The organism is Stenotrophomonas sp. 1L-E-5-B-C3 (assembly GCF_057292075.1).
Window position 1 is genome coordinate 306,817 of the sequence record NZ_JBXAWS010000003.1, and the last position, 20,550, is coordinate 327,366.

The window sequence follows — 20,550 nt, forward strand, 5'->3', positions numbered from 1 at the left end:
GGCATTGAGGCCTGCGCGATGCAGTGCGATCAGCCGCACCACACCCGCGCGTTGCGGAACATGCGCATCCACGGCGAATCGCCCTGCCACTCGGCCGGGGCCCAGCTCATGTTGAGCGCGCGCGGGGTGCGTTCCGGGTGCGGCATCATGATGGTGACGCGGCCGTCGGTGCTGGTCAGGCCGGTGATGCCGTCCGGCGAACCGTTCGGGTTCAGCGGGTACTGGCTGGCGACGTTGCCATTGCCGTCGATGTAGCGCAGCGAGACGCGTGCGGCGGCCTGGTCAACGGCGTTGTCGAACACCGCCTGGCCTTCACCATGCGCCACCGCCACCTGCAGGCGCGAGCCGGCCATGCCACGCAGCAGGATCGACGGCGATTCCACCACTTCCAGCAGCGCGGTACGGGCTTCGAACTGCTCGCTGGCGTTGCGGCGGAACTGCGGCCAGTGCTCGGCACCGGGGATGATGCCCTTCAGCTGGCTCATCATCTGGCAGCCGTTGCACACGCCCAGCGCGAAGCTGTCCTCGCGGGCGAAGAACGCAGCGAAGGCATCACGCAGTGCGCTGCGCTCCAGGATCGAGGTCGCCCAGCCACGGCCGGCACCGAGCACGTCGCCATAGCTGAAGCCACCACAGGCCACCAGGCCGGTGAAGTCCTGCAGGGCCACGCGGCCTTCGATCAGGTCGCTCATGTGCACGTCGAACGCGCGGAAGCCTGCACGTTCGAAGATATTCGCCATTTCGATCTGACCATTGACGCCCTGCTCTCGCAGCACGGCCACGCGCGGACGCGCACCGGTGCTGATGAACGGCGCCGCCACGTCCTCGTTGAGGTCGAAGCTGAGCTTGGGCTTCAGGCCCGGCGCCGTGAAGGCACGGGCAATCTCGCGCTCGGCGTCAGCGTTGGCCGGGTTGTCGCGGCGCTTCTGCATGGCGTGGGTGACCGACCACCAGGCATCGAACAGCGCGTCCCAGCGCCATTCGGCCAGGTTCTCGCCACCCAGCGACACGCGCACCACCGGTGCGGTGGTCGGCTTGGCGATGCGCTGCGCGCATTCGGTCAGGGCATGCCGCTCGACCAGGTCGGCGAAGGCCGCGCGGTCTTCGCGCGCGATCTGCACCACCGCACCCAGCTCTTCGTTGAACAGGCTGCGGAACGGATCATCGCCCCAGGCATCAAGGGTGATGTCCAGGCCCAGGCGCGAAGTGAAGGCCATTTCGCACAGTGCGGCGAAGGCACCACCGTCGCTGCGGTCGTGGTAAGCCAGCAGCAGCCCGGACTGGCGCGCATCGCGGATCAGTTCGAAGAAGCCACGCAGGCGCTGCGGGTCATCCAGGTCCGGGGCGGCACCGGCGAAGGCCGGCAGGTCGCCATGGTCGGCATGTACCTGGGCCAGGATCGAACCACCGAGGCGCTGCTTGCCGGCGCCGAGGCCGATCAGCCACAGCTCGCTCTCGACTTCGCGGTCGAGCAGCGGGGTCAACTGCTGGCGCACGTCGGCGACCGGCGCGAACGCAGTGATCACCAGCGACACCGGCGACACGCTCTTGTGCGCCTCGCCCTGGTCGTGCCACTGCGCCTGCATCGACAGCGAGTCCTTGCCGACCGGGATGCTGATGTCCAGCTGCGGGCACAGTTCCATGCCCACCGCCTTCACCGCGTCGTACAGCAGCGCGTCTTCGCCCGGGTGGCCGGCAGCGGCCATCCAGTTCGCCGACAGCTTGATTTCGTCCAGCGCGTCGACCGGCGCAGCGCACAGGTTGGTCAATGCTTCACCCACCGCCATGCGTGCCGACGCCGCGGCATCCAGCAGGGCCAGCGGGGTGCGCTCACCGAGCGCCATGGCTTCACCGGCCACGCCGTTGAAGTCGGCCAGGGTGATTGCCACGTCGGCCACCGGCAGCTGCCACGGGCCGACCATCTGCTCGCGCGCGGTCAGGCCACCGACGCTGCGGTCGCCGATGGTGACCAGGAAGTTCTTCGATGCCACCGTCGGGTGCGCGAGCACGCGCAGGCCAGCTTCCTGCAGGTCCAGGCCGCCGGTCTTCAGCGCCGGCCAGCGCGGGGCCGGCGGGTGTGCGGTGTCGCGGTGCATCTTCGGCGGCTTGCCGAACAGCACGTCCATCGGCAGGTCGATCGGCGCATCAGCCGGAATGTTGCCCGGAACAGCGCCGTAGGCCACCACCAGGTGTTCTTCGGCGGTGGCCACGCCAACCGCGGCGAACGGGCAGCGCTCGCGCGCGCACAGCGCAGCGAATTCGGCCAGGCGCTCCTGCGCCACGCCCAGTACGTAGCGTTCCTGCGATTCGTTGCACCACAGCTGCATCGGTGACAGCGACGGGTCGTCGGTCGGCACCTTGCCCAGATCGATGATGCCGCCGACCTTGGAGTCGTGCAGCAGCTCGGGGATGGCATTGGACAGGCCACCGGCACCGACGTCATGGAAGAACTTGATCGGGTTGTCGGCGCCCATCGCCACGCAGCGGTCGATGACCTCCTGGCAGCGGCGCTCCATTTCCGGGTTGTCGCGCTGCACGCTGGCGAAATCCAGGTCTTCGGCACTTTCGCCGGAGGCCACCGAGCTGGCGGCACCGCCACCGAGGCCGATCAGCATCGCCGGGCCACCGAGCACGATGACGGCGTCGCCATCCTGCAGCAGGATCTTGTCGACCTGCACGCGGTCGATCGCACCGAGGCCACCGGCCAGCATGATCGGCTTGTCGTAGGCACGCACCAGGTCGGCGCCTTCCGGCAGCTCGAAACTACGGAAGTAACCGAGCAGGGCCGGGCGGCCGAACTCGTTGTTGAACGCAGCGCCGCCCAGCGGGCCGTCGGTCATGATTTCCAGCGCCGGCGCCATGCGCGGGTTCAGCGCGCGCGGCGCCTCCCACGGCTGCGGCAGCTCGGGAATGCGCAGGTGCGAGACCGAGAAGCCGCTCAGGCCGGCCTTCGGCTTGCCACCGCGGCCGGTCGCGCCTTCGTCGCGGATCTCGCCACCGGCGCCGGTCGAGGCACCCGGGAACGGCGCGATCGCGGTCGGATGGTTGTGCGTTTCCACCTTGATCTGGAACGCGCTGGGCACGCTCGGCTCGCTGCGGTACTCACCGCTGGCCGGGTCCGGACGATAACGCGACGCCGGATGCCCTTCGATCACCGCGGCATTGTCGCTGTACGCGCTGAGCGTGTGCTGTGGGGTCTGCTGGTGGGTGTTCTTGATCATCCGGAACAGCGAACGGTCCTGTTCCTGGCCGTCGATGGTCCAGCTGGCATTGAAGATCTTGTGGCGGCAGTGCTCGGAGTTGGCCTGCGCGAACATCATCAGTTCCACGTCCGACGGCGAACGGCCCAGCGCGCTGAAGCGCTCGCGCAGGTAATCGATCTCGTCCTGGGCCATGGCCAGGCCGAGGCGCTGGTTGGCGGCCTCCAGCTGGTCCACCGGCACCCGCTCCAGTTCACCCCGGGCCGGGGTCGAGAACAGGGCCTGACCCTGCTCGACGTTCTCCAGCACCGACTGTGTCATCGGGTCGTGCAGCGCCTTGATCAGCGCCTGCTGGGCGGCGGCATCGGCCGGCCAGCCCTGCACGTCGATGCGCAGTCCACGTTCGACCCGGCTGACCGGCTGCCCAGCACCACGCACCAGTTCGGTGGCCTTGCTCGACCACGGCGACAGCGTGCCCAGGCGCGGCACCACGATGCGGCTGACCGCGCCTTCGGCCACGGCCTCGGCCTGCGGCGCAGCTTCGAGGATGCGGCACAGCGTGGTCAGGTCGGGGACGGCGCTGCCTTCGGGCTGCACGAAGTAGACGTGCCAGGCACCGCTGATGCGCAGGGAGGGAGCGATGGACTGCAGGCGGGATTCAAGACGTTCGCGGCGGAACGGCGACAGGGCGGGCGCGCCCTCGAGGACCATCATGTCCGGGGAACCGTAGTTGGGAAACGGGCCCGACATTGTACCGGAAGCGGGGGAAGGGCTCTGGCCGGGCGGCGCCCGGCACCCGCAGAGGCGCCCAAGCCAAGGCCACAGCCAGAGCAAAGGCAAAAGCCACAGCAACAGCGGGTTTCCTGGGAGATGGCGGGGTGGGTCCGGTTGCGGGGGACGCCGTAAACCCATCCATGGGGGCTTGGTCGCGGCATCCATGCCGCTCACACCCCCGCAACCGGACCCACCCCGCCTTCGACAATTTCCCGCGATCTGCGGTAGATCCACGCCATGCGTGGATGCTCCCCGGTAGTGCCGGCCGCTGGCCGGCAACCAGGGAACATCAGAAATCAGGCATGAAGAGCGGAGCGACCGGCTTTTGCTTTTGTTTTTTTTCTTCTGTCTTTCGTGGCTGGCACCCGCAGGAAACTGTCCAGGGTCGGGCGGGTGGGCATCGCGGGGGTGTCCGCGGCATGGATGCCGCGGCCAAGCCCCCAGGGAAGGGTTTACGGCGTCCCCCGCGATGCCCACCCGCCCGGCCAAGCCCATGAATTCGCAGTTCGACCCGCCACGAGGGGCTCCGCCGATGGCCGCCGACCGCGCGCAGCGCCGCCCTTGGCCCGGATCCCGGAACCATGCGCTTGCTCACGGATTGACCACGCGATTGATGACAACGTTGTCCCCACCTGGCGCCGGACTCTCTCCCCGGCCTCCCAGGTACCTCCGTCCGTCCCCCTCCGTCGCCTTCCCGGGCGATGTCCGGACCTGCGTTACGTGCGGCGCCATCCGGGCCCGCGCGCCAACCGATCGATCGGAGACACACCATGTACGACCCGCTTGTGCTGAGTGCCGATGTCCGCAGTGCCGAACGCTCCCTCCACCGCTGTCGCCCGCGCCGTCTGGCCTGGCTGCTGGCCCTTGCCGGGGCCGTTGCCCTGCCCGGCCTGGCGCAGGCCGCCAGCTGTGCCGGGGTGGCCCAGTGGGACCAGGCCAAGATCTACCGGGCCGGCGATACCCTGCAGAAAGGAGGCGTCCTCTATCGGGCGAACCAGGACATCTGGAACGCGCCGCCGGACCATCCGGCCGGTGCGCCCTACTACACCAACCTCGGTGCCTGTGATGGCAGCGGCAGCAACCAGCCGCCGGTGGTCAGCCTGACCTCGCCGGCCAATGGCGCCACCTTCAGCGCCGGCAGCACGGTCAACGTGACCGCCAATGCCAGCGATGCGGATGGCAGCGTCGCCAAGGTCGAATTCTTCCGCGATGGCAGCTCACTGGGCGTGGCCACCAATGCGCCGTATGCCGCCAGCTGGGCCAATGCCAGCGCCGGCAGCCACACGCTGCGCGCGGTGGCGACCGACAACAACAACGCCACCGCCAGCACGGCGACCATCAGCATCACCGTCAACGCCGCCGGTGGCGATACCACCGCGCCGAGCGTGCCGGGCGGGCTGGCGGTCGGCACCCGCACCGCCAACAGCATCGCGCTCAGCTGGAGCCCGTCCACCGACAACACGGGCGGCAGCGGCGTGGCCGGCTATGACGTGTACCGCAACGGCAGCCTGGTCGGTTCACCGTCCAGCGCCAGCTACGTCGATGGTGGGCTGACCGCATCGACCACCTACCGCTACCGCGTGCGCGCCCGCGACAACGCCGGCAATGCATCGGCACAGGGCACCGAGATCAGCGCCACCACGCTGGCCGGCAATGGCGGCGGCACCGGCAAGCGGGTCATCGGTTACTTCACCCAGTGGGGCATCTACGGCCGCAACTACCGGGTCAAGAACATCGACAGCAGCGGTTCGGCCGCACGCCTGACCCACATCAACTACGCGTTCGGCAACGTGCGCAACAACCGCTGTGAAGTGGGCATCACCCAACCGTCGGATCCGAACACCGGTGCCGGCGGCGATGCATTTGCCGACTACAGCAAGGCCTTCGGTGCCGGCGAGAGCGTCAGCGGCAGCGCCGATACCTGGGACCAGCCGCTGCGCGGCAACTGGAACCAGCTCAAGCAGCTCAAGGCCAAGCACCCGGGGTTGAAGGTGCTGATCTCGCTGGGTGGCTGGACCTGGTCGCGCGGCTTCTCCAGCGCGGCGCGCCCGGAAAACCGCCAGGCCTTCGTGGCCTCGTGCATCGACGCCTACATCAAGGGCAACCTGCCGGTGACCGACGGTGCCGGTGGCGCCGGTGCCGCCCTGGGTGTGTTCGACGGCATCGACATCGACTGGGAATACCCGGTGGCCTGCGGCATCGAATGTGGCAAGCCGGAGGACAACGCCAACTTCACCGCGCTGATGGCCGAGTTCCGCCGCCAGCTCGATGCGGTGCGTCCGGGCCTGTTGCTGACGGTAGCGGTGGGTGCCGGCATCGACAAGATCCGCGTCACCGATCCGGCCGCGTACCACCCGTACCTGGACTACATCAATGTGATGACCTACGACTTCCACGGCGCGTGGGATGCGAAGACCAATCACCAGTCGGCGCTGTTCGATTCGCCGAATGATCCGTCCACCGGCGACCAGAAGCTCTACAACAGCAACGACGCCATCGAGGCCTTCATCAGCCGTGGCGTGCCCGCCGCCAAGCTCAACCTGGGCATCGGCTACTACGGGCGTGGCTGGACCGGTGTGGCCAACGCCAACAACGGCCTGTACCAGACCGCGACCGGCGCCGCCCCGGGCACGTATGAAGCCGGCATCGAGGACTGGAAGGTGCTAAAGAACCTGGCATGGCCGGGCTACACCGACAACACCGCCGGTGCCACCTGGATCTACAACGGCAGCACGTTGTGGAGCTTCGATACCCCGGCCAACATCACCCGCAAGATGGGTTACGTGAAAACCCAGGGCCTGGGTGGCGCGTTCGTCTGGGAGTTCAGTGGTGACGATGCACAGGGCACGCTGACCAAGGCGGTCAGTGACGGCCTGCAATAAGAAAAAAGCCGGGGGTGCGACTTGCATCCCCGGCCTCGCTCGCATGATGCATCCGCCGGGCATGGCCCGGCGTTACCCGCCATTCCACGGTAGCGCCGGGCCATGCCCGGCGGTGTTCTGATCAGCGCTTGGCCGACAGCTTTTCCAACGCGGCGCGCAGCTGCGCCGGCGGCAGGTAGCCGCCCAGCTGGGTACCGTCCGGGGCGAAGATCGCCGGGGTACCGTTCACGCCCAGCTGCTGGCCCAGTGCGTACTGCATCGCCACCGGGTTGGTGCAGTTCTTGGCCGGCACGCTGCCACCGCGCTTGGCGCTGGTCAGCGCCTGGCGACGATCGGCCGCACACCAGACCGAGATCATGTCGGTGTAGTCCTTGCTGCCCAGGCCCATGCGCGGGAACGCGAGGTACTCGACACTGATGCCGTTGCGGTTGAGCTCGGCGATATCCTGGTGCAGCTTGCGGCAGTAGCCGCACTCGATGTCGGTGAACACGCTGATGGTGTACTTGGCATTGGGCGCAGCGAACACGATGCGGTCACCGTGGTTGGCCTTGGCCAGCAGATCGCGGCGGTAGCCGAGCAGGCCTTCGCTGTTGGCCGGACCCTTGGCGCGGGTGTCGTAGGGCTGCGACTGGAACAGGTAGCGACCGTCATCGGACACGTACAGCAGCTGGCCGGAGACCACCACTTCGCGGAAGCCGGGGAACGGCGCAGCGCCGATGTAATCCACTTCGAAGCCTGGATTGAGCGCGGTCAGCGCAGCACGCACGGCCTGGTCGGCCGAGCCGTTGGCAGCCGGACTGGCCGCCTTGGCCGCAGCAGCGGTAGCGGGTGCCTTGGCGGCCGGCGGGGCCGGCTGGGCGCAGGCAGTCAGGCTGAGCGCACCGAACACGGCGGCGATGGCAAATCGGAGCATGGAGCGGTCCGCGACAGAAGAAGACCCCGGATTCTGACACAGCCGCCGATGTCAGGCCGCGATGGCAGGCAGGGCTCGCGGCAAGGGTTCGGGCCCCTGCTCAGCCGCGCGGGTGATGGCGGGCGTGCAGTTTCTGCAGGTGTTCGCGCGCCACCAGCGTGTAGATCTGGGTGGTCGACAGCGAGCTGTGGCCCAGCAGCATCTGCAGCGCGCGCAGATCCGCGCCCCGGTTGAGCAGGTGGGTGGCGAAGCTGTGGCGCAGGGCATGCGGGCTGATCCGTGCCGGATCGATGCCGGCCACCTGTGCGTGGCGCTTGACCAGGTGCCAGAACGCCTGCCGGGTCAACGCATGCAGCGTCGGCTCGATGAACAACGGTGTCTGCCCATCGGCCAAGGCCTGCACTTTGCCCTTGCCAACCAGCTGCGGCCGCGACTGCTGCAGATAGCGCTCCAGCCAGTGCTGCGACTCCTCGCCCAACGGCACCAACCGTTCCTTGCTGCCTTTGCCGGTGACCCGCAACACCCCCTGGCGCAGGTTGACCGCCGTGGCCGGCAGCAGCACCAGTTCGCTCACGCGCAGCCCGGCGGCATACATCAGCTCCAGCATGGCGCGATCGCGCAGGCCCAGCGGGCTGTCGATGTCCGGCGCCGCCAGCAGTGCGTCGATCTGGCTTTCGGCCAACGCCTTGGGCAGCAGCCTCGGCAGCTTCGGCGGATCCAGCAGTGCACTGGGGTCCTCGCTGCGATCGCCCCGGCGCACACCATCAGCGAAGAACGCGCGCAGCGCCGACAGCAGGCGCGCGTTGCTGCGCGGCGACCAGCCATGCCGGGTACGCCACGCCAGGTAGTCGAACAACCCGGGACGTTCAATGCCGGCCAGGCCACCCTCGCGCCCATCGGTCCAGCGTGCCAACCCTTCCAGGTCGCGCCGGTAGCTGTCGAGGGTGGCGCGGGCCAGGCCGTTCTCGGCCCAGATCGCATCGAGGAAGCGCTGGATGCGCAGGCTGTCATCGGCCCGTAGCTCGGGCAGTTGCTGCACCAGCTGGCGGCGTTCGGCGGGGGTGGAAACAGGGGCCATGCGTGCAGGATACGAGGGCGACTGCGGATGCGGCCAGCATTGCGTATGCTCGGCGCATGTCCCGCCCTGCCACCGACACCGCCACTGCGGCCACCACCGAGATGCCCCGCCCGCGCGCACTGCTGCTGTGGCGCATGCTGGCGATGGTCTACGACACGTTGCCGGTGCTGGCCCTGTGGATGCTGGCCGGCACACTGTTCACCCTCGCCTACACCCTTGATGGCCACACCCAGCGCGAGAACATCGCACCGTTCAGTGCCTGGCAGTGGCTGCTGTGGGCGGTGTGCTGGGCGATCACCGGGTGGTACGCCACCGCCAGCTGGCGCCGCGGCGGGCAGACACTGGGCATGCGGCCGTGGCGGCTGAAGCTGGAATCAAGCGATGGCACGCCGCTACGACGCAGGCAGCTGTGGCTGCGTTTCGCAGTGGGCACGCTGTCGCTGCTGCTGGGCGGCATCGGCTTCTGGTGGGCGTTGATCGACCGCCAGCGGCTGACCTGGCACGACCGTGCCAGTGGCACGCGGCTGGTGCGCATGCCGAAGCGGTGAATTGCCCTGGTAGCGCCGGGCCATGCCCGGCGGACGTGGGTTACCGCAAACCTCCGCCGGGCATGGCCCGGCGCTACCGGAATCAGCCCGATTTGCGCCGGAACAGCAGTCCGGATATCGCCAGCATCACGATCGGTGGCAGCGCATAGGCAATGCGGTAATCGAACTTCAGCGCACCGGCCATGCGGCCGAAGAACAGCTGCAGCAACCAGAAGCCCAGCGCGAACAGGATGCCCAGGAACAGGCGCTTGCCCATGCCGCCACTGCGCAGCGAGCCGAATGCGAACGGCACCGCCGCCAGGCACAGCGCCAGCACGTTCACCGGGTAGAACCAGCGGCTCCAGTACACATCCTCATAGTCGCGCGCATCCAGCCCATTGCGTTCGCGGTACTCGATGCTGGTACGCAGCTCGGCCACGCTGAGGTTACGCGGCTTGGCGATGCCGGTCGCCAGCGCGCCGGCATCCAGCTTGGAATTCCACGGTTCGCGTGCCACTTCCTCGCGCGTGGCCGAACGTTCGCCGAACGTATCCCGGCGCACACCGGTCAACACCCAGCCATCGTTGTCGTGCTCGGCGGTGGCCGCGTGGGTCAGCGAGGCGATCTGTCCGTCCTCGGCGATGCGGTACAGGCGCACGTCGCGCAGGATCAGCCGCGTGCCCTTGTCACCCACCAGCTGCTCTTCGCCACCGGCGGCGCTGAGGAAGGTGTCGCCCTCCCGCGCCCACAGCCCGGAGTAGCGTGCAGTGGAAATGTCCTGGCCCCATTTGGCGCTGGACTTCAGCGCATCGGCTCGATCCTGGCCCCAGGGTCCCAGCGTTTCGGCGCTGAGCACCATCACTGCGGTGAGCAGTGACAGCGCAATCGCCACCGACACGCTCAGGCGCTTGCGCGACAGCCCCAGCGCGCGCAGCGCGGTCAGTTCGGAGGTCGCCGCCAGCTGGCCCAGGCCCATCAGGGCGCCGATCACCGCAGCGGTGGGGAAGAAGGTGTAGGCCCGCCGCGGCACCGTGTACAGCACCCAGGCTGCGGCATGGCCCAGCGAGTAGCCGTTCTTGCCGATGTCCTTGAACTCGCCGGAGAAGGCCATCACCACGTCCAGGCCGACCAGCACCGTCCAGGTCAACAGCACCGTCGTGAATACCGACTGGCCCAGGTACAGATCGAAACGCATCGGGCGCAGCCTCATGCGTGGGCTCCCTTCGGCCGGCCCAGGCGGCCATCACGTGCATACATCCAGATCGCGAGCCCCAGCAACGGCAGGGTCAGCCACCACAGGCCGAGCGCGGCCGGAATCTTGCCGGTGGCAATCCAGCCACTGCCGATGAACATCAGGTTGGTGCCAACCATGTAGGCCAGCAGGGCCAGCATCATCCGTCCATAGCGCTGCTGGCGCGGAGAGCTGCGGCCCAGCGGCACGGTCAACAGGGCGAAGGCCAGTGCGATCAGCGGCGGGGCCAGCCGGCGATGCAGCTGTGCCTGTGCCTCGGGCCGGGCATCACCGAACAGCTTCGTGGTCGGCATCAGCTCCGGATCGTTCTCGGTACGGGTCTGCGCACCGTCGGGCAGGGCCACGTCGTTGCGCGCGAAGGTCGCCAGGCGGTAGTCCAGCCCACCCGCTACCGGGCCCTCCACCTGGTGCCCATCATCCAGCTCCAGGAAGCGCTGGCGGGCGCCTTCAAAGAACATCCGGCCCCCGGCGGCAGACACCACCTCGAGGCGGTCGTCCTTCTGCCGCTGCAGGAACACCCTGCCCAGCCGGGTGCCATCGGGCGAGATCGAGGACAGGTAGACCACGCCGCCATTGGGCAGCGGGGTGAACCGGCCCGGCTCCAGTCCGGCCATCAGCACGCTGCGGTTGGCCTCGATGATCATCTGCTCGGCCACCCGCCCGGCCCAGGGCCCCAGCCACAGCGAGCAGGCCCCCACCAGGGCCACGACCGGCAGCACCAGCATCAGCAGCGGTCGCAGCAGGCGCTTGGGGCCCACGCCAATGGCGGTGATCACCGCCATTTCCGAGTCCCGGTACAGGCGGGCGACCGCCAGCAGCAGGCCCAGCATCAGCGCCAGCGGCAGGATCAGCGGCAGGTAGGCGATGAACTGCAGGCCCAGTTGAGAGAACAGCAGCTTGGCCGGCAGGCGCCCATCGGCGATGTTGCCGAGGATGTCCACCAGCACGCCGCCCACGCTGACCACCAGCAGGACGATCAGGGTAGCCAGGAAACTCTGGACGAAATCGCCCAGCAGGTATCGGTCGAGCTTCAACATGGGGCGGTGGTTTAAACTCTGGGGTTCGTTCGCGGTGCCGCCCAGTCTACTGTCTGGGCGTAAACGGTCCGCGATTGTACGGACTTGCCAATGGAATCTGCTCAATGGCTCTCGAATTCACCCTGAACCACCTCGCCGCGGCTTCGGCCGCCGTTGATTGCCTGGTCGTCGGCGCCTATGCCGACCATACCCTGACTGCGGCCGCGCAGGCACTGGATGCCGCCAGCGGTGGCCGCCTGGCCGCCCTGGCCCAGCGTGGCGACCTGTCCGGCAAGACCGGCACGACCACCCTGCTGCACGACCTGCCGGGCGTGACCGCCCCGCGCGTACTGGTGGTCGGCCTGGGCGAAGCGACCCGTTTCGGCGTGCCGCAGTACCTGAAGGCGGTCGGCGATGCCGTACGCGCGCTGAAGGCCGGCGCTGTCCGCAGCGCACTGTTCACCCTGTCCGAAGTGGCAGTGAAGGACCGCGATGCGGCCTGGGCGATCCGCCAGGCGGTGATCGCCGCCGATCACGCCGCCTACCGCTACACCGCTACCCTGGGCAAGAAGAAGGCCGACGACGCCGGCCTGGCCCAGCTGGCCATCGCCGGTGACGACGCGCAGGCCCTGGCCCAGGGCCAGGCCATCGCCGCCGGTGTCGAGTTCGCCCGCGAGCTGGGCAACCTGCCGCCGAACTACTGCACCCCGGCCTACCTGGCCGAGGTCGGCGTGAAGTTCGCCGGCGAGCACGACGGTGCCGAAGCCGAGATCCTCGACGAGCACCAGATGGAAGCGCTGGGCATGGGCTCGCTGCTCGCCGTGGCCCGTGGCTCGGCCAACCGCCCGCGCCTGGTCGTGCTGAAGTGGAACAATGGCGGCGATGCCAAGCCGTACGTGCTGGTCGGCAAGGGCATCACCTTCGATACCGGTGGCGTCAACCTGAAGACCCAGGGCGGCATCGAAGAGATGAAGTACGACATGTGCGGTGGCGCCAACGTCATCGGCACCTTCGTCGCTGCGGTCAAGGCCAAGCTGCCGCTGAACCTGGTGGTGGTGGTGCCGGCGGTCGAAAACGCCATCGACGGCAACGCCTATCGTCCGTCCGACGTGATCACCTCGATGTCGGGCAAGACCATCGAAGTGGGCAACACCGACGCCGAAGGCCGCCTGATCCTGTGCGACGCCCTGACCTACGCGCAGCGCTTCGAGCCGGCCGCGCTGGTCGACGTCGCCACCCTGACCGGTGCCTGCATGGTCGCCCTCGGCCACCAGACCGCCGGCCTGATGAGCAAGCACGACGACCTGGCCAATGAGCTGCTGGCCGCCGGCGAGCAGGTGTTCGACCGCGCCTGGCGCCTGCCGCTGTGGGACGAATACCAGCCGATGCTGGATTCGACCTTCGCCGACGTCTACAACATCGGCGGCCGCTGGGCCGGTGCGATCACCGCCGGCTGCTTCCTGTCGCGCTTCGCCGAAGGCCAGCGCTGGGCCCACCTGGACATCGCCGGTGTGGCCAGCGATGAAGGCAAGCGTGGCATGGCCACCGGCCGCCCGGTCGGCCTGCTGAGCCAGTGGCTGCTGGACCAGGCCGCCCGCGCCTGATGCCGTACCCGACCCTGGCCGGCGCCCGCCGGCCAGGGCCTCGCCCGGCAGCGCCGGGCCCCTGCCTGACCCGGATCCTGCCATGCCCCGCGCCGACTTCTACCTGATCGCCAAGCCCCGCTTCCTGACCGAGCCGCTGCGCCTGGTCTGCGAGCTGGCGCGCAAGGCCAACGACGCCGGGTTGTTCACCCTGGTGCTGGCCCGCGACCAGGCCCAGGCCGAGGAGCTGGACGAACTGCTGTGGGCGTTCGACAACGATGCCTACATCCCGCACCAGATCGCCGGCGAAGACATGGACGAGGAAGAGGCCCTGGTGCTGATCGCCGTGCCCGGCACTGAAGCGCCGGCCCGCCCGCTGGTGATCAACCTGCGCGACGAACCCTGGCTGGGACAGTGCGAGCGCGTGCTGGAAGTGGTCCCGGCCGACCCGGAAGCGCGCGAACCGCTGCGCGAGCGCTGGCGCCAGTACAAGGCCGCCGGTTACGACCTGAACAAGCACGACATGTAAGTCCAGCGAGGACCCCTTGATGCGCCTGCTGATCGCCCTGATTCTTCCCTGGCTGTCCTTTTTCACCATCGGCCGGCCGTTTGCCGGCATCGTCTGCCTGATCCTGCAGATCACCCTGATCGGCTGGCTGCCCGCCGCGATCTGGGCCGCCTACGCGGTCAGCCAGTACCACACCGACCAGAAGATCCGGCGCGCCCTCGGGCCGCGCTGATCTCCCTTCCGCCTTGATTACCGGTTGCCCCGCATGACCCAACTCGCCTCCAGCTACGACCCGAAGTCCTTCGAGACCGACCTCTACGAGGCCTGGGAGAAGGCCGGCCACTTCAAGCCGTCCGGCACGGGCGAGCCGTACACCATCCTGCTGCCGCCGCCGAACGTGACCGGCACCCTGCACATGGGCCATGCCTTCCAGCAGACCCTGATGGATGCACTGGTGCGCTACCACCGCATGCGCGGCTACGACACGCTGTGGCAGGTGGGTACCGACCACGCCGGCATCGCCACCGAAATGGTGGTCAGCCGCAACCTGGCGCTGGAAGGCAAGGGCGAGACCCGCGATTCGCTGGGCCGCGAGGGCTTCATCGGCAAGGTCTGGGAGTGGAAGCAGCAGTCCGGTGACATCATCGAACGCCAGATGCGCCGCCTCGGTACCTCGGCCGACTGGTCGCGCAGCACCTTCACCATGGATCCGCAGCCTTCGGCGGCGGTGAACGAAGCCTTCGTGCGCTGGTACGAGCAGGGCCTGATCTACCGCGGCCAGCGCCTGGTCAACTGGGATCCGGTGCTGAAGACCGCCATCTCCGACCTGGAAGTGGAGAGCGCCGAGGAAGACGGCTTCCTGTGGTCGATCGCCTACACGCTGGATGACGGCCTGAGCTACGAGCACGTCGAGCGCGATGCCGACGGCGTGGAAACCCTGCGCGAAACCCGCGACTACCTGGTGGTGGCCACTACCCGTCCGGAAACCCTGCTGGGCGATACCGCGGTGATGGTGCATCCGGAAGACGCCCGCTATGCGCACCTGATCGGCAAGAGCGTGGTGCTGCCGCTGACCGGCCGCCGCGTGCCGGTGATCGCCGATGATTACGTGGACCGCGCCTTCGGCACTGGCGTGGTCAAGGTCACCCCGGCCCACGATTTCAACGACTACGAAGTGGGCGTGCGCCACAGCCTGCCGATGATCAACCTGTTCACTCCGGTGGCAGCGCTGAACGAGAACGCGCCGGAGCGCTTCCAGGGCCTGGACCGCTACGCCGCGCGCAAGGCCGTGCTGGCCGAGCTGGAAGACCTGGGCATCCTGGTCGAGACCAAGGCGCACAAGCTGCAGGTGCCGCGTGGCGACCGTACCGGCCAGGTGATCGAGCCGTACCTGACCGACCAGTGGTTCGTGAAGATGGACGACCTGGCCAAGCGTGGCCTGGAACTGGTCGAGGACGGAAGCATTTCCTTCGTGCCGCCGAACTGGATCAACACCTACCGCCACTGGATGAACAACATCCAGGACTGGTGCATCAGCCGCCAGCTGTGGTGGGGCCACCGCATTCCGGCGTGGTTCGACGAAGCCACCGGCAGCTGCTACGTCGGTCGCAGCGAAGAGGAAGTGCGCGCAAAGCACAGCCTGGGCAGCGACGTGGTGCTGAACCAGGAAAGCGACGTGCTGGAGACCTGGTTCTCCTCGCAGCTGTGGCCGTTCTCCACCCTGGGCTGGCCGAACGAGCAGGCCATGGCCGAGCGCGGCTTCGACCGCTACCTGCCGTCGTCGGTACTGATCACCGGCTTCGACATCATCTTCTTCTGGGTGGCGCGCATGATCATGGCCACCGACAACCTGGTCGGGAAGATCCCGTTCAAGGACGTCTACTTCACCGGCCTGATCCGCGACGGCCAGGGCCAGAAGATGTCCAAGAGCAAGGGCAACGTGCTCGACCCGCTGGACATCATCGACGGCATCAGCATCGACGACCTGGTTGCCAAGCGCACCGGCGGCCTGATGCAGCCGAAGATGGTGGAGAAGATCGAGAAGGCCACCCGCAAGGAATTCCCGGACGGCATCGCCGCCCACGGTGCCGATGCGCTGCGCTTCACCATCGCCGCGCTGGCTACCCACGGCCGCGACATCAAGTTCGACATGAACCGCGCCGAGGGCTACAAGAACTTCTGCAACAAACTGTGGAACGCCAGCCGCTTCACCCTGATGAACACCGAGGGTGCAGCGTTCACCGGCATGCGGACCCCGCGTACCGATGCCGAGCGCTGGATCCTTTCGCGCCTTGCGGCCGTGTCCAGCGAGGCCCAGGGCCATTACGCCAACTACCGCTTCGACCTGCTGGCGCAGTGCCTGTACGAGTTTGCCTGGAACGAGTTCTGCGACTGGTTCCTGGAACTGAGCAAGCCGGCGCTGAACGGTGCCGATGCCGCCGACGCCGAAAGCACCCGCCACACCCTGCTGTACGTGCTGGAAGCGCTGCTGCGCCTGCTGCACCCGCTCACGCCGTTCATCACCGAACAGCTGTGGCAGCAGCTGGCCCCGCGACTGGGCCTGGCCGAAACCACGCTGTCGCTGCGCCCGTACCCGACCGCCGCCGAGTTCGAAGGCGATTTCGCCCAGGCCGAGGCCGACGTGGAATGGCTGAAGGCGGTGATCAGTGCGGTGCGTCGCGTGCGCAGCGAACTGAACGTCGCCCCGTCCAAGCAGGTGCCGCTGCGCCTGCAGGCCGGCCTGGAGCAGGACCGCGTGCGCATCGAACGCTTCAGCGCCTCGCTGTCGTTCCTGCTCAAGCTGGACAGCATCCAGTGGCTGGCCGAAGGCGAAAGCGCACCGCCGGCCGCCGCCGCGATCGTCGGTGAGCTGAAGCTGCTGGTGCCGCTGGAAGGCCTGGTCGATCTCGATGCCGAGCGCGTGCGCCTGGACAAGGAAATCGCCCGCGTCGAAGCCGAAAAGGAAAAGAGCGAGACCAAGCTGGCCAAGTTCACCGACAAGGTGCCGCCGGCCGTGGTCGAGCAGGAACGCGTGCGCCTGGTCGACTGGAACACCCAGCTGGCCGGCCTGCGCGAGCAGCGCGCGAAGCTGTAAGCGCCGGGAAGCGCCGGGTACTGCCTGGCGTTTCCTTTTGTAGAGTCGAGCCCCGCTCGACTCTACATTTCGCGCGCATGGCATCATCGCTGGATGCCGCTTTCCATCTTCCTGCTGGTTCTCGCCGCTGCAGCCCTGCACGCCAGCTGGAACGCGATCGTCAAGCGCGGGCCGGACAAGTTCCTCGGCACCGTGCTGGTCACCGGCAGCGCCGCGTTGCTGTCCGCCGCTGCCCTGCCCTTCCTGCCCTTCCCCGCCGCGCACAGCTGGCCATGGCTGGCCGCTTCGGTGCTGCTGCAGGTGACCTATTACGGGCTGGTCGCACGTTGTTACCAGCAGGTCGACATGAGCCTGGCCTACCCGCTGATGCGTGGCAGCGCGCCGATCCTGGTCGCGTTGGCGGGCACACTGCTGGGCGAGCAGCTGCCGCCTGCAGCGTGGCTGGGCGTGGTGCTGGTCAGCACCGGTATCCTGTGCATGGCACTGGGTGCGCGTGGCGGCCAGCTGCGCCTGCCGCTGCTGACCGCGGCGATGATCGCCACCTACACCCTGGTCGATGCGCAGGGCGCGCGCCAGTCCGGCAGCGCACTCAGCTACACGCTGTGGCTGTTCCTGCTGTCAGGCATTCCGCTACCACTGTGGGCGTTGTACACCCGCGGCGGCGCGGTGCTGGACTATGCGCGGCAGCATTGGCCGCTGGGGCTGGCCGGCGGCGCCGGCACCACCGCCTCTTACGCGATGGCGCTATGGGCAATGACCCAGGCACCGGTGGCGATGGTCTCCGCGTTGCGCGAATCGTCGATCCTGTTCGCGTTGCTGATCTCGGTGTTCCTGCTGCGCGAACGGATTCCGCGCGCGCGCTGGCTGGCGGCGGCGTTGATCGTGGGCGGCGTGTTGGCGTTGCGGTTGGCGTGAGCAAGACGTGCCAACCAAGGTTGGCAGCTACCGGTAGTGCCGGCCGCTGGCCGGCAACCCTTCTTCGTTACAGCGGCGGCATCGCCTGCAGGTCGCCGTGGACCAGTTCGATCGCCATCACCACCGCGTCCTCGCGGCCCTGTGCCGCCGGGTAGTAGCGCGGGCGACGGCCGATCTCGTTGAAGCCTTCGCTGTGATACAGCGCCAGTGCCGGTGTATTCGAAGGCCGCACTTCCAGGAACACACGCTGCGCGCCACGGTCGCCGGCCAGTTGCACCAGCGCGCGCAGCAACTGGCGCCCCAGGCCACGCGACTGCGTCAACGGATCGATGCAGATGTTGAGGACATGTGCCTCGTCGGCGGCGATGCTGAGCATGCCGTAGCCGATCAGCTCGCCGTCACGCTCCATGGCCAGGCCGGGGTAACCGGCACGCAGGCAATCCACGAAGATGCCGCGGGTCCACGGAAACGGATAACCGCGCACCTCGATCGCCATCACCACCGTGAGGTCGCTCTCGCGCAGCGCGCGCAGGCTGACCGGACCGGGCTGCCGGACCGCACTCACGGCATGCCCCGCTTGCGCAGGGCGCGCAGCTGCGGCCACAGCGCGCGTTTGGCGGCCGGATCGTGACGCAGCTGGTCCAGCGGCCAACTCTCCATCAGGGTCTGTGTGGCCGGGTCGTTGGGATTGCAGCCGGAGGCGCGCAACAACGCGATCTGCAGGCGATCCGGCAGGCGCACGACCGGCTGCCGCGCATTGCCGCTGGGCAGCGGCCGGGCCGGTGCAGGCGCCGTATCCGGTGCGCTGACCGGCGTCTCGCGGCGCGGCGGAGCCGGGCGTTCCGCACGGGGCGCGGGGACGGCTTCGGCGGGGTGCTCGCGCGCGATTGGGCTGCTCGCCCGCGCCGGTTCCGCCGGCTGTGCGGCCTCGGCTTCGGCCACGCTCAACTGCAGCGCGGCGTCCAGTTCGGCGGCCAGTTGGCCGTCATGATAGACGGTGTAGCCCATGGCCTGCAGCCAGGCCTGCTGGGCCGATGACCACAGCACGGGCAGGTCCTGGCTCACGCGGCCTCGGGCTTCTTGCGCAGGCGCTGCACCGCCCACATCACCGGGCCGGACAGCGCGTACAGGATGCCGACCGCAAACAGCACGCGCGGCAGATCGATCACCGCGATGGCGATGGCGACCGGCACCAGTGCCAGCACCAGGAATGGCACCCGGTCCGAACGGCCGCCCTTGGCGGCACCGCCCTTGAAGCTCCAGAAGCGGATGCGGCTGACCATCAGCAGTGCGGAGACAATCGTCACCGCCAGCGCCACGTAGCGCAGCTGGTTGCCGTCCCAGCCCAGGTTGCCATCGGCGAAGGCCCAGACGAAGGACATCATCAGGCCGGCCGCAGCCGGGCTGGCCAGGCCGACGAACCAGCGCTTGTCGACCACCGCCACCTGGGTATTGAAACGGGCCAGGCGCAGTGCCGCGCAGGCGGCATACAGGAAGGCCACGGCCCAGCCGACGCGCCCCAGCAGCGGGTCATCGAACTTCAGCCACGACAGCGACCAGTGGTACATCACCAGCGCCGGGGCCATGCCGAAGCTGACCAGGTCGGCCAGCGAGTCGTACTGCACGCCGAACTCGCTGCTGGTGCCAGTCAGGCGCGCCACGCGCCCGTCCAGGCCATCCATCACCGCCGCGACGAACACGGCGATGCTGGCGTTGACGAAATCCCCGTTGGCCGCGGCGATGATCGCGTAGAAGCCAGCGAACAGGCCGGCGGTGGTGAACAGGTTGGGCAGCAGGTAAATCGTGCGCGAGCGCGGCGGCGGTGTGATCGGGTCCATGGAATCCAGTTTAATCGACTTGCCAGTGGTCGGCGGCAATGCTGCAATCGGCGTTCTACGCCCATTCCGTGGAGTTTGCCATGCGTGCCCTGTCCTGCCTTGGATGCCTGCTGCTGTTGGCCAGTGCCAACGCCGTGGCCGGCCCGGTCTATAAATGGAAGGACGCCAATGGCGTGACCCAGTATTCGGAGACCCCGCCGGCGGGCAAGAAGTTCGAGACCCGCGAGCAGGCCCGCAGCCCGCAGGCAGCGGCCAGCGCCGAGCCCCCCGCCGCGCCGGTGCCCGAGCAGTGCAGCACCGCCCGCGCCAACCTGGCCCTGCTGGACAGCACCGGCACCGTCATGCAGGACACCAACGGCGACGGCAAGGCCGATACCGCGTTGACCCAGGAGCAGCGCAGCGCGCAGAAGGGATTGGCTGAAGCCGCCATCAAGGCCTACTGCCCGGCGGAGTGAGGGTATCGGCAGGGCTTGCAGCCCTGCACCTGCAGAGGCAACAGCAAGGGCAACGTCAAATGCCAGAGCGGCTTCCTGGGGGATGGCAGGGCACTGTGGGTTTGCGGGGCCGCCGTGAACCCGTCCATGGGGGCTTGGTCGCCGCATCCATGCGGCTCACACCCCGCAAACCCACAGTGCCCTGCCTTCGACAGGTTCCGGCGGCTGTTGGTAGGTGTCGACCTTGGTCGACACAGTAGATCCACGCCATGCGTGAATGAATCTCCATGGAAATCGAATGTTTCGAGAATTGATCGAACAGCAGCCGAGCATGGCTCGGCTCTACAGAAATGTGGGCAGATCGCGGGAAACTGTCGAAGGCGGGGTGGGTCCGGTTGCGGGAGTGTCCGCGGCATGGATGCCGCGGCCAAGCCCCCATGGTGAAGTGACCCCCGAGACTTGGACGGGGTCAGGCGGCCGATTGGGCCTGCTCCCGGTACTTTATCGGGCTGAGACCTTTCAGTTTCAGTTTGATG

General features: G+C 68.1%; 16 protein-coding genes. 8 read left to right on the forward strand and 8 right to left on the reverse strand.

The window, feature by feature from the left end:
- Positions 1 to 29: 29 nt before the first annotated feature.
- Entirely contained in the window at positions 30 to 3,914 is a 3,885-nt protein-coding gene (gene purL, locus AC0Z6F_RS06410) for a phosphoribosylformylglycinamidine synthase (protein ID WP_012510011.1), read from the reverse strand.
- Between the two features lie 830 nt (positions 3,915 to 4,744).
- Between purL and AC0Z6F_RS06415 the strand changes: the two genes are divergently transcribed.
- Positions 4,745 to 6,856 (forward strand): glycosyl hydrolase family 18 protein, encoded by a 2,112-nt coding sequence (locus AC0Z6F_RS06415; RefSeq protein WP_485617248.1) that lies wholly within the window; start codon positions 4,745 to 4,747, stop codon positions 6,854 to 6,856.
- 121 nt (positions 6,857 to 6,977) lie between these two features.
- Here AC0Z6F_RS06415 and AC0Z6F_RS06420 read toward each other — a convergent pair whose 3' ends face one another.
- Both AC0Z6F_RS06420 and xerD read right to left on the reverse strand, forming a co-directional pair.
- Positions 6,978 to 7,769, reverse strand: coding sequence for a DsbC family protein (locus AC0Z6F_RS06420; protein ID WP_046983859.1), 792 nt, complete (start codon positions 7,767 to 7,769; stop codon positions 6,978 to 6,980).
- Positions 7,770 to 7,869: 100 nt separating this feature from the next.
- Entirely contained in the window at positions 7,870 to 8,847 is a 978-nt protein-coding gene (gene xerD / locus AC0Z6F_RS06425) for a site-specific tyrosine recombinase XerD (RefSeq protein WP_012510008.1), read from the reverse strand.
- Positions 8,848 to 8,903: 56 nt separating this feature from the next.
- On the opposite strand from xerD, the gene AC0Z6F_RS06430 reads away from it, so the two are divergent.
- The gene (locus AC0Z6F_RS06430) at positions 8,904 to 9,395 is read left to right on the forward strand and encodes an RDD family protein (protein ID WP_100467780.1); all 492 of its coding nucleotides are present in this window, start codon (positions 8,904 to 8,906) and stop codon (positions 9,393 to 9,395) included.
- Positions 9,396 to 9,477: 82 nt separating this feature from the next.
- Here the strand turns inward: AC0Z6F_RS06430 and lptG are convergent, their stop codons facing one another.
- Together lptG and lptF are read right to left on the reverse strand one after the other, a co-directional pair.
- Positions 9,478 to 10,584, reverse strand: coding sequence for an LPS export ABC transporter permease LptG (lptG, locus tag AC0Z6F_RS06435; protein ID WP_004142518.1), 1,107 nt, complete (start codon positions 10,582 to 10,584; stop codon positions 9,478 to 9,480).
- The gene (gene lptF / locus AC0Z6F_RS06440; RefSeq protein ID WP_012510006.1) at positions 10,581 to 11,663 is read right to left on the reverse strand and encodes an LPS export ABC transporter permease LptF; all 1,083 of its coding nucleotides are present in this window, start codon (positions 11,661 to 11,663) and stop codon (positions 10,581 to 10,583) included. Before lptF ends, lptG begins: the two co-directional genes overlap by 4 nt.
- A gap of 104 nt (positions 11,664 to 11,767) precedes the next feature.
- Here lptF and AC0Z6F_RS06445 point away from each other — a divergent pair, with 104 nt between their 5' ends.
- From AC0Z6F_RS06445 to AC0Z6F_RS06465, 5 genes are all read left to right on the forward strand, one after another.
- Positions 11,768 to 13,246 (forward strand): leucyl aminopeptidase, encoded by a 1,479-nt coding sequence (locus AC0Z6F_RS06445; protein ID WP_485618607.1) that lies wholly within the window; start codon positions 11,768 to 11,770, stop codon positions 13,244 to 13,246.
- 82 nt (positions 13,247 to 13,328) lie between these two features.
- Positions 13,329 to 13,754 carry a DNA polymerase III subunit chi gene (locus AC0Z6F_RS06450; protein WP_005415211.1) on the forward strand — a complete coding sequence of 142 codons (426 nt, stop codon included), beginning with the start codon at positions 13,329 to 13,331 and terminating at the stop codon, positions 13,752 to 13,754.
- A 19-nt stretch (positions 13,755 to 13,773) separates the two neighbouring features.
- Complete coding sequence (locus AC0Z6F_RS06455; protein WP_012510005.1) at positions 13,774 to 13,965, forward strand: YqaE/Pmp3 family membrane protein; 192 nt, start codon at positions 13,774 to 13,776, stop codon at positions 13,963 to 13,965.
- A gap of 33 nt (positions 13,966 to 13,998) precedes the next feature.
- Positions 13,999 to 16,827: a valine--tRNA ligase gene (locus tag AC0Z6F_RS06460; protein WP_485618605.1), complete on the forward strand. Its 2,829-nt coding sequence runs from the start codon at positions 13,999 to 14,001 to the stop codon at positions 16,825 to 16,827.
- 93 nt (positions 16,828 to 16,920) lie between these two features.
- Positions 16,921 to 17,742, forward strand: coding sequence for an EamA family transporter (locus AC0Z6F_RS06465; RefSeq protein WP_100434015.1), 822 nt, complete (start codon positions 16,921 to 16,923; stop codon positions 17,740 to 17,742).
- A gap of 67 nt (positions 17,743 to 17,809) precedes the next feature.
- On the opposite strand, the gene rimI is transcribed toward AC0Z6F_RS06465, so the two are convergent.
- From rimI to pssA, 3 genes are read right to left on the reverse strand one after another with little or no spacing between them, the layout of a single operon-like run.
- Positions 17,810 to 18,307, reverse strand: a complete 498-nt coding sequence (gene rimI, locus AC0Z6F_RS06470) for a ribosomal protein S18-alanine N-acetyltransferase (protein ID WP_004142288.1) — start codon at positions 18,305 to 18,307, stop codon at positions 17,810 to 17,812.
- Entirely contained in the window at positions 18,304 to 18,807 is a 504-nt protein-coding gene (locus tag AC0Z6F_RS06475; protein WP_004142287.1) for a hypothetical protein, read from the reverse strand. The genes rimI and AC0Z6F_RS06475 overlap by 4 nt, the downstream gene beginning before the upstream one ends.
- Positions 18,804 to 19,580: a CDP-diacylglycerol--serine O-phosphatidyltransferase gene (pssA, locus tag AC0Z6F_RS06480; RefSeq protein WP_004142286.1), complete on the reverse strand. Its 777-nt coding sequence runs from the start codon at positions 19,578 to 19,580 to the stop codon at positions 18,804 to 18,806. Before pssA ends, AC0Z6F_RS06475 begins: the two co-directional genes overlap by 4 nt.
- 80 nt (positions 19,581 to 19,660) lie before the next feature.
- Between pssA and AC0Z6F_RS06485 the strand changes: the two genes are divergently transcribed.
- Positions 19,661 to 20,035, forward strand: coding sequence for a DUF4124 domain-containing protein (locus AC0Z6F_RS06485; protein ID WP_485618602.1), 375 nt, complete (start codon positions 19,661 to 19,663; stop codon positions 20,033 to 20,035).
- The last annotated feature ends 515 nt before the right edge of the window (positions 20,036 to 20,550 follow it).